This is a genomic window from Parasedimentitalea nitratireducens, from assembly GCF_057444295.1.
Window position 1 is genome coordinate 306820 of sequence record NZ_JBYAXC010000003.1, and the last position, 15356, is coordinate 322175.

A 15356-nucleotide genomic window follows, 5' to 3' on the forward strand; every position below is an offset into this window, starting at 1 on the left:
ATCGGGGTTGCGGCGTTTTTTGCAAATTCTAATGTAGCTTTAAGCTCTAGCCGTACATCACTCGTGCTTGCGAGAACGACAGCAGTTGACGACTGTTCTCATCCCACAGGTGCAGCCGTGCGCAGGCCAAGCTTTCGCGGATGGTCATCTTGTTGCTTTCCGCCAGCACCGAATGATCCTTCAGCACCTCGGTCAGGCGGTAAAACGGGATCCGGCTGTACAGGTGATGGACATGGTGAATGCCGATATTGGCGCTAAACCACTGCAACATGGCCGGCAACACATAGTGTGAGCTGCCATGCAGGGCAGCATCGTGTAGTTGCCAGTCGTCATCCTGCTCCCAACGGGTGTCCTCGAACTGGTGCTGGACATAGAACAGCCACATGCCAGCAGTTGCAGCCAGCAAAGTCGACGGTACAAAAATCAAGAACACCGCTGCGAAGCCACCAAAATACCAGATCACCAGCAAAGCAGTGACAATTGCGATATTGGTGCCCATGGCGCTGACCCAGTAGCGAAGGCTGTTCATCAGGCCCAGAGGCACGCGATTCTGTACAAAGAACAGATAGCTGGGGCCAAAGCCAAACAGAGTAACCGGATTGCGGTACACCCGGTACATCAGACGGTTGAAGGTATTCAATTCGTTGTATTCGGTAACGGTGAGTGTGTGGATATCGCCCATGCCCCGCTTGCCTAGATTACCAGCCGCGCTGTGATGCGCTGAATGGGTCCGGCGCCAAACATCATAGGGGGTCAGGGTCAAAACACCGATGACACGACCAACCCAGTCGCTGACATGACGGTTTTTGAAGAACGAGCCATGGCCGCAATCATGCTGGATGGTGAACAAGCGCAGCAGAAACAGCGCATTGACGCACGAAATCGCAAATGTCAGCCAATAGCTAACCGACATCGACCACCAGGCCAGCGCCCACAGCAGTAGGAAAGGCCCAAACGTAACACCCAGTTCAAACACACTTCGCCATTGGTTCGGCTCACGGTATTTGGCCAAAGTTTTTACCCATTCGCGTGCTGTCAACGCGCCGGGTTGCGTCCGGGAATGTTCAGAGGTGTGAGTCATGCGCCTGCTTTTTGTTGTTGCTTGGGGACCGGATAAACTACCCGGCCTGCATAGCAAGTAAAATTTGATCTAAAATGGGCCTTCCGGCGTTCCTTTGCTGACTTAAGGTCACTCCATAGCACGGATTTGTCTACAACTGCGTCAACCCGGCGCAGTTTTCAAAAAACTGTAAAGTGTGTGCTTTTTTCAACGCCATCATCGACCGCATGGATTTTCACCCCATTTCTTGTTACAGTTAGTTTCAGGGAGAGGCACGATGAATCGCCGACTCGCAGCCATATTATTCTACGATGTTGTCGGCTACAGCCGGGCAATGGGGCAGGACGAAGCCGCCACAATTGCCAGTCTGAAGCAAAACTTTACCCAAATTGTCCACCCCCTCGCCAAGCACCACCAGGGCCGCCTGATCAAAGTCATGGGAGATGGCGGGTTCATGGAGTTCACCAGCGCGGTTGAGGCGGTGCATTTTGCGATCTGCATGCAACACGCATTGGGCCTGGCTCAGGATCAACAGGCGGATCACCCGCCCCTCAGCTACCGTATCGGAATTAACATCGGGGATGTCATTGCGGATGGCGACGATCTGCTTGGTGATGGTGTAAATATCGCCGCCCGTCTTGAAGGCCTGGCAGAACCCGGAGGCATCTGCATCCACCAATCGGTACGGGATCAAATCCGGGGCAAGTTCACACTCGACTTTGATGATCTGGGGGCGGTTCAGGTCAAGAACATCGAAAAACCAATTCGGGCTGCCCGGATTGAAATGAATCACTTAGCTGCCGTCGTGGCAGCGCTTCCAGTGGATAGCCAGTCTCTGCCCGCGGCCTCTACAAAGCGCTGGCAGATCGCCGCGTGCTTGGCAATTGCATTGGTCGGCCTCACAAGCCTTGGCTGGTGGCAATTCCCTACCTCTGGCCCAGCACCTGCCTCGGCAGAACATGTGGCACTGCCTCTGCCAGACAAGCCCTCCCTAGCCGTGCTCCCCTTTGCCAACCTATCTAACGACCCTGCGCAAGACGGTTTCTCAGACGGCCTGACCGAGGATCTTATTACAGATCTGTCACGGATCTCAGGCTTGTTCGTCGTCGCCCGCAATTCTACATTTGTGTACAAGGGCCAATCCGTCAATATTCCCTCAGTAGCCAAAGAACTCGGCGTGCAATACGTTCTCGAAGGCAGCGCAAGGCGATCTGGTGATCAGGTCCGCGTCAACGCGCAGCTGATCGACGCCACCACTGGCGGCCATGTCTGGGCCGATCGCTATGATGGTGATGTCACCGATATTTTTGAAGTTCAGGATAGCTTCATCCGCAAAATCGCCAAGGCTCTGGCCATCAACCTGACCGAAGAAGAACAGCAGGAAATCGCCCTGGGCCAAACTTCTGATCTCAAGGCCCGAGAAGTGTTCCAAAGCGGCTGGGAGGACTTTCTGGAATATTCCGCAGAAGACAACGCCAGCGCAGTTGAGCGGTTCAAACAGGCACTGGAAATCGACCCAGACTATGGCCGTGCTCATGCAGCCCTTAGTTTGGCCTACCTGCGTGGTTGCCAACTACGCTGGAATGAACCGCTGGGCCTCAGCGTCGGCGAGGCCAATGCCTATGCGATACGGTCACTCGCCGAGACCACGGAACGCCCCTCTTCCCTGGCTAATGTGGCTGCATCCGGCGTTAATCTATACAACAACCGCTATGAGATCGCCAAAATCGATGCGACCCGCGCGATCACACAGGATCCCAACGACCCCGAAGCCTATATCGCGATGGCCTGGTCTATGGTCACCACCGGTCAGCCCGAGCTTGGGTTGGAATTGATCGATCGGGCCATGCGGCTGAACCCAACCTATCCCAGCTATTATGTTTTCGCCCAAGCGATGGCCCACTATTCTATGGGAGATCTGGAACAAACCGCAATGGTTCTGGAGGCAGCACTGGAGCGCGACCCCAAGGCCGAGGCCTTGGCAATCATCGCCGCGGCGACCTATGCCCACTTACAGCGCTTCGACGAGGCTCATGCCGCTCTGAAATTGGCGGCCCCTGAGGCTGACCAAGCCGAGCTGGGGGCAATCGCCTATATTTATCATTTCCCGTTTGAATGGGAGCAAAGGCCCGAAATGGTCGCCAGCGTCATCGAGGGTCTTCACCTCGCGGCGCTTCCTCCGGACAAGCCGATCGAATATTTGCTAGGCCGCTTGCAAACTGGAGAGACTGCAAAACGTGTAGGTGCTGCGTTGATATTGGGAATTTCCGGCCTTGATGCGGCGGACACAGTCCCACTACTGATCACAGCCTTGTCGGACGAAAGCAAAGCTGTCCAGGGCCAAGCTGCGGTATCGCTAGGGAAAATTGGCACTGCCGCCGAAAGCGCCCTGCCAGCATTAGCCGCGCTGAAAGAAGTACCCATTGTGGGCCGAAAGGCGCAAAAAGCAATCGTTGCGATCTCTGGTAGCGAATAGCTTCTACTCCAACCTCTCACCGCATTTTTGCAGCGTGAGCTACGCTGTTCTCAACGCCTCTTGCGGCCGTTCCCCAGACGCCCAGTCATACACAGCTTTGCCAAACGCCTGAAACAGCGGGCGTGACACCGGGTCATTGGCCGCATCCCATTCCGGATGCCATTGCACCGCCAGCGTGAACCCCGGCGCATCTTTGACATATGTCGCCTCGGGCGTGCCATCCGGAGCATAGCCGTCAATAACGATACGTGCGCCCGGGGTCTTGATCCCCTGCCCGTGCAACGTATTGGTCATTACTTCACGTGCACCCAGAAGTTGGTGAAACACGCCGCCATCAGACATTTCGACCACATGTCGCAGAGCAAACTTCTCTTCCAGCGTGCCGTCCGGCGGCATCCGGTGGTTCATTCGCCCCGGCAGATCGCGAATTTCAGGGTACAGCGTGCCCCCCATCGCCACATTGACCTCTTGAAAGCCCCGGCAGATGCCCAGAAACGGCAACCCGCGTTCGACACAGGCCCGGACCAGCGGCAACGCTATGGCATCGCGGGCCCGATCAAATGCCCCATGCGCTTCGGTCTCGGCCTCGCCATACTCTTGCGGATGCACATTGGGGCGCCCCCCCGTCAGCAGAAAACCATCAAAGGTTTCCAACAACTCTTCAACAGACAAAAACCGGGGATCTGATGGGATCAAAAGCGGCATGCACCCGGCAACCTCGGCGACAGCCTCGGAATTCATCGTTCCCCCAGCGTGGGCGGGGTACTGATCATTGATCAGGTAAGAGTTGCCAATGATACCAACGCGGGGACGTGTCATGCCATAACCTTTTATTTTCAATCCAGATCTATCACCCGCTCGAATTACCTGACAAGCATTAGTCAGCATCTGGCGGAAATATCTTACGACCCAAACGCGCCGCGCCCCAGTCCCCAATTGAATTTGATGCGAATACGAATGCTGGTATGGATATCAACAATACTCACGGATCTTCTCGACCAAGTCGGCGCTGGTCACCGGTTTGGTCAAATGATCATCCATCCCTGCCTCACGGCATTTGAACGCTTCCGACTTGAGCGCATTCGCAGTGATCGCAATAATGGTTGTGGCCTTCAGTTCATGTTGCAGCTCTTCACGCCGGATCAGTTTCGCCATTTCATACCCGTCCATGACTGGCATCTGACAATCTGTCAGCACGATATCATACAATCCATCCCGCCACTTATTGAAGCCTTCGCTACCGTCATTGGCTGTTTCCACCCAATGCCCCATTCGGGTCAGCTGCGCACTCAGCACCTCGCGATTGATCTCGTTGTCCTCGACTAACAATACTTTTGCTATGCGGTTCGCGCTGGACGCAGCAACCTTAGTCCTCTGAGTTTTCACGTCGGCAGGCACGACCATCTTGGCAACAGATTGCAAGAACTCCACAGGTAGGAACGGGCCGGTCAAAAATGTAAACTGCTTCTCGCTTCTCAGCCGCTTGGGAACTTCGTACCCGCCTGGAAAAATCGCTATTACCGGTACAGTTGGCACAATGAACTGCAGGTCAGACGTCGACTTTTCTTGTCCGCGAAAATCAACGATCAGCCCCAACTCCGGATCGAACTTGGTCGTTTCATCCGCGTCCGTTTCTAATTCCACACGGCCTCCAGCCCCCTGCAATAGCTCCTCAGCTCTTTTGACCAATGGACTGGACAAATTGCCCAGCACCATGACCCGCAAGGAACGTAGTTCAGGCCCCTGTTCTGCTTCCTTAACCTCGGTCAGAGGCAGGATCACTTCAAAGCTGCTCCCCAACCCCGCGTTGCTTTCCACGTCAATCGAACCACCCATCAGTTCAATCAGCTCTCGGGTGATGGACAGTCCCAAACCAGTACCGCCAAATCGGCGTGTCGTTGTTTCATCCGCCTGCGTAAACCGATCAAATAAAGCGTTTTTTTTCTCAACTTCGATGCCAATCCCATTATCGCTGACCACAAAACGTGTCCGGCCATCCGTCATCTTGTCCAATGAAACGCTGACCTTCCCCACCACCGATTTTTGCGGGTCGCTACTGAACTTAATCGCATTACCAACGAGATTGACCAAAATCTGTTTAAGGCGCAAACCATCGACCATAACCCAGCGCCCCACATGCTGCGGCGGCCAGTCGAACTCCAACTCGACCTTAGCCTCCCTCGCAATGGCTCCAAGCGTATTCAGCACCTCCTCAAACACCGCACACAGCTGTACCGGCTCCTCATGAATTGACAGCTTTCCGGTTTCAAGCTTTGACACATCAAGAATATCGTCAAGAATTCGCAGCAAGCTAAAGGCAGATCGTTGAATTGTACCCACCATGCGTTCCTGGTCACCTTGCAACATAGTGGTCTTCAACACATCCAGCATCCCGATCACCCCATTCATAGGTGTTCGGATTTCATGACTCATGTTGGCAAGGAACGCTGACTTGGCCTCGTTTTCCAGTTCGGCATTGATCCTGTCAATTTCGTTCTTTTGTGACTCTTCACGCTCGGCCTCGGCAGTGCGTAAAGCCACAGCCACCTGTCTGCGCAATTCTTCAGGCAACCGCAGCCGACCATAAAGAGAGAAGGACACAACACCGGAAACCACAATTCCAACCAGCCAGATCAGAATTTCCAATTGGTGATCATGAAGTGTTTCATCTTCTCGCCGACTACCTGCAATGACCCATGTCCCAACTGGCAAGGTTACCGGTACTGTAAATTCCGCATTCAAAAAATCGCCTGCATCTCCGGCGATCATTCCCCCGCTCAAGCCAAGACCATCTTTGCCGCGCAAGGAAAACCGATAAAACTCGGCACCTTCTAAAAGACCACTGTTTTTGATAATTGGGGTGGGATCCAATAGCACGGTTGCAAACCCCCAAAAACGCTCATTGGGTGTCTCAACATTTGGGCGGTAAATCGGTAATCTCGCGATCACGGCCTGTCCCCCCTGAATGAGGTTCAACGGACCAGCTATGATATATCGGCGTTTTTTGATTGCTTCTTCGACCAAATGGCTCCGATTGGGATCTGCCAGCAAATCATGTCCCAATGCGGCCCGGTTTTGCTCAAGGTTGGTCAAGTAGGTCACAACCGCATCGGGGGCCAATTGCAAACTGCGTATCTCGGGATAGCCGTCCTGCAAAGCCTCGGCGTAGGTTTCAAAATCTTTCTGCGTGAAATCCCACCTGCTCCGAACAAAAGCCGACAATCCATGCGTTAACTCCAACCGTTCGTGCAGTGAGCTTTCCAGATGCGCAGCAACGGTTTGAGCGCGTGCCGTTGCAACCGCAACGGCCTCTCGATGAGCCTGATCATGGACAAGCAGGCTCACCATCCAGGTGCTGGCCAACATAGCCACCCCGGCCAATACCGATATCAACAAAGGTCTTGCGCTTGCCATTCGGATCGCATCCGTCATTTTCACACGCAATTAGATAGACCGATCCTAGCAGAATTCGCGCCGCGTTGTGAGTGAATTACCAGTTGCCCCTTCGCGTGCGCTCGCTGGTGAACATCCACGATGTAGCTTTTGTCAGATCTAGATGTCAGACCTTGGATCTGTTGCAGCAACTAAGTACAGCGTTACAGCTCGCTCTATGCCTCCCCCTTCAACCCAACAGCTTTGATACCCGCCAGTGCGGCCAAAACATCATTGTCCGAGCTGTCACCGGTAACACCAACTGCACCTATCACGTCATCCTTATCATCCCGCAGCAGCACACCACCGGGCACCGGCACCACCTGCCCGCCATAAACGCCATTCACGGCGGCCATAAAATAAGGCTGTTGCTCAGCCCGCGCCATCTGCGCCTGTCCGGCCATCCCCAGCATCACCGCGCCATAGGCCTTGCCATGGGCAATCGCAAAGCGCCCGGGTGCAGCCCCGTCCTCGCGCTCAAACGCCTGCACGTGGCCGCCACGGTCCAGCACCACAACCGACAAGGGGTTCAGCTCCAGTGCCCGCCCCTGTTCCAAGGTTTTGCGAATTAGAGTACGCGCGTCCTGCAATGATATATCCGACATGTGTTTTCCTGACTTCTTCTGGATCAAACAGCACAAACAAAAAGGGAGCCAACCGGCCCCCTTTGCTACCCCTGAAAATCAAGAAACTGCTTCAGCCCGCCGCCTTAAGCTCTAACCGGCGCGCGTGCAGGACGGGCTCGGTATAGCCAGATGGCTGTACCCGCCCCTTGAACACCAGATCGCAGGCCGCCTGAAACGCAACGCCGTCAAAGCCGGGTGCCATCGGCTTGTAGTCCGGATCGCCTGCATTCTGGCCATCCACCACAGCCGCCATTTTCCGCATGGCGGCCATAACCTGTGCCGCGTCGACAAAATCATGGTGCAACCAATTGGCCAGTGCCTGGCTAGAGATCCGACAAGTGGCACGGTCTTCCATCAGGCCCACATCATTGATGTCCGGCACCTTGGAACAACCAACTCCCTGATCGACCCAGCGCACAACGTACCCAAGGATACCCTGCGCGTTGTTCTCAATCTCACGGGTGATCTCGGTATCCGACAGGTTCTCGCCGCTCATCACCGGAATGGTCAACAGATCCGCCAGCGCGCCACGGGGCCCACCCGCCTTCAACTCATCCTGAATGCCATGCACATCGACTTGATGGTAATGCGTTGCGTGCAGTGTGGCGGCAGTCGGAGACGGCACCCAGGCACAGGTTGCGCCCGATTTTGGATGACCGATCTTGGCCTCCAGCATCGCCGCCATCAAATCCGGCATCGCCCACATGCCCTTGCCAATCTGCGCCTTGCCCTTCAGGCCACAGGCCAGACCGATATCAACGTTGCGGTCCTCATAGGCAGCGATCCAGGGGTGAGATTTCATCTCACCTTTGCGCACCATCGGCCCCGCTTCCATTGCGGTGTAAATCTCATCCCCAGTGCGATCCAGGAAACCGGTGTTGATGAATGCTACCCGGTGCCGCGCCGCCCGGATACATTCCTTCAGGTTGGCACTGGTGCGGCGCTCTTCGTCCATGATGCCCAGCTTGACCGTATGGTGCGGCAGGCCCAGCGCCTCTTCGACGTGATCGAAAATCCGGCAGGCAAAGCCTACTTCCTCGGGGCCATGCATCTTGGGCTTCACCACATAGACCGAACCATGCAGCGAATTGCCGCCATCGGATTGCAGATCATGCATCGAAATCAACACCGTGGTCATGGCGTCCAGCAAGCCTTCGCCTGCTTCCAGCCCGTCACGGTCCAGCACCGCTGGGTTACTCATCAGATGCCCAACATTGCGCACCAGCATCAAGGATCGCCCCTTTAGCGAGGCCGCATCACCGCTTGGTGAAGTATATTCAACATCCGCATTCAGCTTGCGGGTAAAGCTGCTTCCACCCTTTTTGACCTCAACCGCCAGATCGCGCTTCATCAGACCCAGCCAGTTGCCATAGGCCAGCACCTTGTCCTCGGCGTCCACTGCGGCGACGCTGTCCTCGCAATCCATGATCGTCGACAGCGCCGATTCTAGGGTGATGTCGTTGATCCCCGCCTGATCCGACTGACCAATGTTGCCAGTCGCATCAATTTCCAGAATGACATGCAGCCCATTGTTCTTCAGCAAGATGCGTGATGGCGCTGCCGTCTCACCGACAAAACCGGCAAACTGTGCCTCATCGCGCAGGCTGACCGACAAAACCCCATCTTGGACAGAGAGCCTGGCAACATCACTCCAAGAACCTGAAGCCAGCGGGAACACCTTGTCCAGCATATCCCGGCCCCAAGCGATCACGCGCGCACCACGGTCAGCATCATAGCCCTTGTTCAGCGGCAGATCGCCCATGGCATCGGTGCCATAGAGCGCATCATACAAAGACCCCCAACGTGCATTTGCGGCGTTCAGCGCAAAGCGGCCATTGGTGATCGGCACCACCAGCTGCGGACCGGGCACATGGGCAATCTCGGGGTCCACATTCTGGGTTTCAATCTCGAAGTCGTCACCTTCGGGCAGCAAATAGCCGATCTCACGCAAAACCGCGCGATAGGCGACTGCGTCATGCGGCTGGCCACGATGTTCAATATGCCATCCATCAATCTGCCCCTGAATCTCCGCCCGCTTGGCCAACAGGTCCCGGTTCTCGGGGCCAAAGTCATGGATCAACTGGCTCAATCCCTGCCAAAAGGCATCTGCCGTAACACCGGTTCCGGGAAGTGCTGATTTCTCAACAAAATCTGCGTATTCAGCTGCCACCTGCAACCCATTTTTTTCAACCCGAATTGTCATTTTTCCTCCACCGGTACACGATCGTATGCCGCGCCTACCTAGTCCATTCAGTGTTAATCAGCAACAAACGCATCTTTTGCAAAAGCCGAAGTCAGTCTCTTGGAAATCCAGAAAATACAAAGTGGGCTTACAAAATCCATACGCGTCTACCCAAGTTAGATCTGCCAGTCAGATTGTAACACCTCTAACCTACCCCTTGCAGTTGCGCGTTCTTGCTCTAAACCAATGGCAAAGTAAGATACAGGAGAGTGACATGGCCGAAGCTGCCCCCCAGACGATCTACCTCAAGGATTATACACCTTTTGGCTATCAGGTGGACTCGGTTCATCTTACCTTTCACCTTGCTGCCAAAACCACACGGGTTGTCAGCCGCATTGAGTTCACACCCAACGCTGATACCAAAGACAAAACCTTCTTTCTACATGGCGAAGAGCTGAAGCTGATCGACGCCAAAATCAACGGCGAGCCGGTCTCACCTGAGCTTACTCCGCAGGGGCTGACCTGCGACACCCCAGCCGAGCCCTTTGTTTGGGAGGCCGAGGTCGAGATCAACCCCGAAGGCAACACCGCACTCGAAGGGCTTTATATGTCGAACGGCATGTATTGCACCCAGTGCGAGGCCGAGGGGTTCCGCAAGATCACCTATTACCCAGATCGCCCCGACGTGATGAGCACCTTTACCGTGCGGGTTGAGGGCGACGAAAAAGTCAAACTGTCCAACGGCAACCCCACCGGTGCGGGCGAAGGCTGGGCTGAATGGCACGACCCTTGGCCAAAACCCGCCTACCTGTTTGCGCTGGTGGCTGGTGATCTGATCAACCATCCCGACCGTTTCACCACCAAGTCCGGCAAGGATGTCGAGCTGAATATCTGGGTCCGTCCCGGTGACGAAGACAAATGCGCCTTTGGTATGGAGGCATTGATCAAGTCGATGAAATGGGACGAGGATGTTTATGGTCTGGAGTATGACCTCGACATCTTCAACATCGTCGCGGTGGATGACTTCAACATGGGCGCGATGGAAAATAAGGGGCTGAACATCTTCAACTCCTCCTGTGTGCTTGCCTCGCCGGAAACCAGCACAGATGCCAATTTCGAACGGATTGAGGCGATCATTGCGCATGAGTATTTCCACAACTGGACCGGCAACCGCATCACCTGTCGTGACTGGTTCCAGCTCTGCCTGAAAGAGGGCCTGACCGTCTTCCGCGACGCTCAGTTCACTTCCGACATGCGCTCGGCTTCGGTGAAACGCATCACCGACGTAATCGACCTGCGCGGTCGCCAATTTGCCGAAGACAACGGCCCATTGGCGCACCAGGTTCGCCCGGAAAGCTTCCAGGAAATCAACAACTTCTACACCTCGACCATCTATGAAAAAGGCGCCGAGGTGATTGGCATGCTGAAGCGTCTGGTGGGCGATGACAACTATGCCAAGGCTGTGGCGTTGTATTTTGAGCGCCACGACGGTCAGGCCTGCACGATTGAGGACTGGCTCAAGGTGTTCGAAGACGCCACAGGCCGTGACCTGAGCCAGTTTAGTAAGTGGTACAGCCAGGCAGGTACCCCGCGCATCAAGGTGACAGATGACTATGCCGACGGCACCTATACTCTGACGCTGGAACAATCGACGCCCCCTACCCCCGGGCAGCCAGACAAGGACCCACGAGTGATACCGGTCGCCGTGGGGCTACTGGGCCAGAACGGAGACGAAGTGCGCGGCACCGAGGTGCTGGAGCTGACCGAGGCCAAGCAGAGCTTCACCTTTGACGGTCTGTCCGCCAAGCCGGTTCCATCGATCCTTCGCGAGTTTTCCGCCCCGGTGATCCTGGAACGCGACACCACTAACGCCGAGCGCGCTTTCCTGCTGGCACATGACAGCGACTCGTTTAACCGGTGGGAGGCAGGCAACACACTAGCCAAGGAAAGCCGCATCGCCATGGTGCTGGACGGTGCTGCCCCTGACGCCGACTATCTGGATGCGCTGACCAAGCTGGTCCGAGATGACAGCCTTGATCCAGCTTTCCGCGCGCTGGTGCTGTCGCCGCCAAGTCAGTCGGATCTGGCGCAAACCCTGTTTGAACGCGGTCACACGCCCGATCCGCAGGCCATCTATGACGCGGCTGAAACCTTTGCCCAGACCCTGGCCGAGGCGCTGACCGACAGCCTACCCCGCCTTTACGCCGATACCACCGTGCAGGGTGCCTATAGCCCCGATGCAGACAGTGCAGGCAAACGCGACCTGAATGCGCGCATCCTGTCTTTGCTCACCCGTCTAGACGGTGGCGAAGCCGCTGCTCGTCAGTTTGAAGCCGCCGACAACATGACCCAGCAGAACGCAGCACTGGCCTGCCTGCTCAAGGCCGAAAATGGCGGCGCGCAGTCAAAGGCCTTCTTTGACCAGTGGCAGGGTGACCGTCTGGTGATGGACAAATGGTTCGGCCTTCAGGTTGGCTGTGCCGCCCCCGCCAAGGCCGCATCTGTTGCTGCAGATCTCACCAAGCATCCCCTGTTCGATATGAAGAATCCCAACCGCTTCCGCGCGGTGATGGGAGCGCTGGCGATGAACCAGGCCGGGTTCCACTATGAAGGCGGCGCGGGTTACACCCTGCTGACCGACAACCTGATCGCCCTGGATGCGCTCAACCCGCAAACAACGGCGCGGATGTGTGCCGCCTATCAGACCTGGAAGCGCTATGACCAGCCGCGTCAGGATCTAATCCGCACCCAGCTAGAGCGTATTTTGGCCACCGAAAACCTCAGCCGTGACACCAACGAGATGATCACCCGCATTCTAAACGGTTGATAAACACGACAAACTAAGATCATCTGGAAGGGCATTTTACGCATCTCATACTTGGAGTTCTTGCCTTGCCCTTCCTAATTGCCGTCGTCGGCGCCATCGTCGCGGCCTATTTCTTTGTGAACCGTGCCCGGAACGCCGCCCATATGGCCGGGGACATTGTCGATATGGCCAACGACGTACGGCTGGCCGCCCGCCGCTTTGGCTTTCGCCGCCGGACTAACGTGCATCCGGTCGAAGACATCGATGATGCCAATCTCGCCATCGCCGCTCTCACCATGGCGTTTCAAGAACTGGATGGATTACCCACACAGGACCAACGAGACGACTTGAGTTTTCAGTTGCAAAAACAGCTGCACATGGATCGCCCCACGGCCGAAGAGGCACTGGTTCTGGGCCGCTGGCTCATTTCGCAATGTGGCGGAGCAGATACTGCTGTGTCCCGACTGGCCCGCAAGACCTATAAACTTGGCAGTGCGGAAATGTTTCCACCACTGATGGAGGTGATCAAAGGCAGCCTACCGCCATCTGGACTAAGTCAACGCCAAAAAGAAGCGCTGGAAGATCTTCGCATCGCTTTTAAGATTACCGGGCGATAAGCCCCCTCCCCGACACCGTTACAGCATAGCGTATCCTTGACCAAAGTCCCCAGCCACTTCACCAGACAAGCACGCACAGTAAGGCTCTGTGTGGTGTTGGTAGGGATCTATGTGACTTTGTTGTGTGCTGTCATTGTGTTGCAGGCAAGTTGGTGGGTCGTCGCGTTTCTGGCGCTGCCCACCTTGCCTGCCCTTTGGGATCTATGGCGCAACACCCGCTCGGATCTGACGCTAGACGCCAACCAGATCACCTGGCGTAGCGGGCAGCTTGCGGACAGCGTGGCGCTGGATCAGATAGACTATGTCCGGTTCGATACCCGCTGGGACTTTTCAGTTCGGATTACCTTTGTTCTGCGGGATGGCAGCAAACGACGTCTGCCCCCACAGGTTCTGCCGCCACACCAGCAGTTTGAGACCGCACTACGGGCTCAGGGTCTGAATACGCAGCGCCACCACTTTCGCATTTTCTAGACCATCGCGGTCATAAACCAGCCCGCACATGGTCACGCGAATACCCTAATTCGAAACACGAAATCCCAATCCTCGCCCTTTTTGCGCCCCATTGCCCCGTGATGTTGGCAAAACGATTTTTGCTGCCACACAATCGGATGCTGCTAATGCTCAATACCTATCGACAGGCGCGGGATGCCTTTACTCAGATGATCCATTCGTTTGGGGATCGCCTGAATTTAAGGCAACCATCAGTGCCAGTTGCGCGCGCTGTTCCGGTTGCGACGACATTTCCTGTGACCCGCCCCGAAGACAGCCTGTCTATTCCTGTTCGGGAAATTGGGGCAGACGATAACGCTTGTCGCACAGCGCAGGAGCACGGCCAATTCCTGGCCCGTCAGGACCGCTGGGAAGAGCTGACATCGGCAATTCAGGCTGCAGATACAGCGCGCGACAAGACCCCAGGCGGTATGCCCGTGGCCGAGTTGCTCGCCTTTGGTGCACGCACCGATGTGGTCAGCGCCGTTGAACACGCCCTGGCCGAGGGTCACAAGCCAGACTCCCGCCCGCTGATTGATGGCATTATGGCGCTCGAAGCGATCCGGCTTAGCGATCGCAACAATCCCTATATGGCCATTATTATTGCATTGGCCCATATCGACATCGCCTGGGTCTGGCGGGGCACCGGCTTGGAAAACACCCTGCCCGCCGATCACCGCCAGCGCTGTGCCGCACATTTCGACCGCGCCGCCGCCTTGCTTGCGATGATCGACAATACCGAATTGCGCAGCCCGATGGTGGCAGCCGCCTCCTGCTCGCTGCTGTCTGGCCGTTGCCATGACACCGTTAGCCTTGCCAACGATTATGAAACACTGATCGACCTTGACCCTTACAACAGCCGCTACATGCGCGCCCTTGGCAACCATATGCTGCCACGTTGGTTCGGATCCTATCCCGCGCTCGAGCTCGAAGCCCGTCGCACTGCATCGCGCACCGAACATATCTGGGGCGCAGGTGGCTACACCTGGGTCTACTTCGATGCCATCGCCAACGACGAAGACGCCTGTGCTCAGGTTGACGTTGGCTTCTTTCTCGACGGATTGCAGGACATCATTGAAACCGATCCATCACAGGAAATGGTCAACCTGCTCGCCTCCTACTGCGCTGTGGCCCTCACCAACGGGCTGGGCCTGAACGAACAGTCCGACCTGCCCCGCCTGCAAATCGCCGAAGCCGCTGAATGGCTGATCCGCGACCACCTGTGTGAATTGCACCCACTGGTCTGGGCCCATGCGGCGGATGGGTTTGACAACAATGCCCGCGTGACCTCCTCCAGTCGCTTTGCCGCCCGCGGTCGCGCCGATGCCTTGCAAATTATTGCGGATTTGTTTCGGGATGAGATCGACAAGGGCCACAAGGTGACGTTTACCACCGAAGGTCCGCAGCTCAGCCTGTCTTGACCCTCTCAATGCAAACAGAGCGCGCCCCCGGCGCAACACGTTTGGGTTTTGAGACTTCAGAGCAAAAAGAGGCACTTACCCCGTTCAATTCGGTGTGTTGCGCAGACACCGTACGGCCCTGTAACGCAGAATTACTGTTTCCCGCGCATAGTGTGCCCTGATCGCGATCACCGCCGGGCCTCATCACCCCGGCATCAGGAACCGGGCCCCCTTGTGAAAGGGGCGCTATCGAGATGCATTTACGCTC

At 56.1% G+C, this 15356-nt stretch carries 10 protein-coding genes; 5 read left to right on the forward strand and 5 right to left on the reverse strand.

Annotated elements, in window-relative coordinates; translation table 11 throughout:
* Positions 1-46: 46 nt before the first annotated feature.
* Positions 47-1081 carry a fatty acid desaturase gene (locus AC2T28_RS12160; RefSeq protein WP_486749260.1) on the reverse strand — a complete coding sequence of 345 codons (1035 nt, stop codon included), beginning with the start codon at positions 1079-1081 and terminating at the stop codon, positions 47-49.
* Between the two features lie 256 nt (positions 1082-1337).
* On the opposite strand from AC2T28_RS12160, the gene AC2T28_RS12165 reads away from it, so the two are divergent.
* On the forward strand, positions 1338-3536 hold the full coding sequence (locus tag AC2T28_RS12165; RefSeq protein WP_486749261.1) for an adenylate/guanylate cyclase domain-containing protein: 2199 nt from the start codon (positions 1338-1340) through the stop codon (positions 3534-3536).
* A 39-nt stretch (positions 3537-3575) separates the two neighbouring features.
* Here AC2T28_RS12165 and AC2T28_RS12170 read toward each other — a convergent pair whose 3' ends face one another.
* The 4 genes from AC2T28_RS12170 to AC2T28_RS12185 all read right to left on the reverse strand — a co-directional run bounded on the left by AC2T28_RS12170 (position 3576) and on the right by AC2T28_RS12185 (position 9797).
* Entirely contained in the window at positions 3576-4355 is a 780-nt protein-coding gene (locus tag AC2T28_RS12170) for a gamma-glutamyl-gamma-aminobutyrate hydrolase family protein (protein WP_486749262.1), read from the reverse strand.
* Positions 4356-4508: 153 nt separating this feature from the next.
* A complete protein-coding gene (locus AC2T28_RS12175; RefSeq protein WP_486749263.1) occupies positions 4509-6968 on the reverse strand; it encodes an ATP-binding protein in 2460 nt (819 codons plus the stop codon).
* A 176-nt stretch (positions 6969-7144) separates the two neighbouring features.
* Positions 7145-7573: a GlcG/HbpS family heme-binding protein gene (locus AC2T28_RS12180; protein WP_486749264.1), complete on the reverse strand. Its 429-nt coding sequence runs from the start codon at positions 7571-7573 to the stop codon at positions 7145-7147.
* A 91-nt stretch (positions 7574-7664) separates the two neighbouring features.
* On the reverse strand, positions 7665-9797 hold the full coding sequence (locus tag AC2T28_RS12185; protein WP_486749265.1) for a malate synthase G: 2133 nt from the start codon (positions 9795-9797) through the stop codon (positions 7665-7667).
* A gap of 253 nt (positions 9798-10050) precedes the next feature.
* Between AC2T28_RS12185 and pepN the strand changes: the two genes are divergently transcribed.
* From pepN to AC2T28_RS12205, 4 genes are all read left to right on the forward strand, one after another.
* The gene (gene pepN / locus AC2T28_RS12190) at positions 10051-12603 is read left to right on the forward strand and encodes an aminopeptidase N (RefSeq protein ID WP_486749266.1); all 2553 of its coding nucleotides are present in this window, start codon (positions 10051-10053) and stop codon (positions 12601-12603) included.
* Positions 12604-12668: 65 nt separating this feature from the next.
* A complete protein-coding gene (locus AC2T28_RS12195; protein WP_486749267.1) occupies positions 12669-13199 on the forward strand; it encodes a hypothetical protein in 531 nt (176 codons plus the stop codon).
* 36 nt (positions 13200-13235) lie between these two features.
* Positions 13236-13670 carry a hypothetical protein gene (locus tag AC2T28_RS12200; protein ID WP_486749268.1) on the forward strand — a complete coding sequence of 145 codons (435 nt, stop codon included), beginning with the start codon at positions 13236-13238 and terminating at the stop codon, positions 13668-13670.
* A 146-nt stretch (positions 13671-13816) separates the two neighbouring features.
* Positions 13817-15109 (forward strand): hypothetical protein, encoded by a 1293-nt coding sequence (locus AC2T28_RS12205; RefSeq protein WP_486749269.1) that lies wholly within the window; start codon positions 13817-13819, stop codon positions 15107-15109.
* Positions 15110-15356: the final 247 nt, after the last annotated feature.

Bases quoted from the DNA above. Each gene is read 5' to 3' on its own strand.
- AC2T28_RS12175 (WP_486749263.1), bottom strand. From the start codon at position 6,968: ATGACGGATGCGATCCGAATGGCAAGCGCAAGACCTTTGTTGATATCG.
- AC2T28_RS12185 (WP_486749265.1), bottom strand. From the start codon at position 9,797: ATGACAATTCGGGTTGAAAAAAATGGGTTGCAGGTGGCAGCTGAATAC.
- AC2T28_RS12165 (WP_486749261.1), top strand. From the start codon at position 1,338: ATGAATCGCCGACTCGCAGCCATATTATTCTACGATGTTGTCGGCTAC.
- pepN (WP_486749266.1), top strand. From the start codon at position 10,051: ATGGCCGAAGCTGCCCCCCAGACGATCTACCTCAAGGATTATACACCT.
- AC2T28_RS12160 (WP_486749260.1), bottom strand. From the start codon at position 1,081: ATGACTCACACCTCTGAACATTCCCGGACGCAACCCGGCGCGTTGACA.
- AC2T28_RS12180 (WP_486749264.1), bottom strand. From the start codon at position 7,573: ATGTCGGATATATCATTGCAGGACGCGCGTACTCTAATTCGCAAAACC.
- AC2T28_RS12205 (WP_486749269.1), top strand. From the start codon at position 13,817: ATGCTCAATACCTATCGACAGGCGCGGGATGCCTTTACTCAGATGATC.
- AC2T28_RS12170 (WP_486749262.1), bottom strand. From the start codon at position 4,355: ATGACACGTCCCCGCGTTGGTATCATTGGCAACTCTTACCTGATCAAT.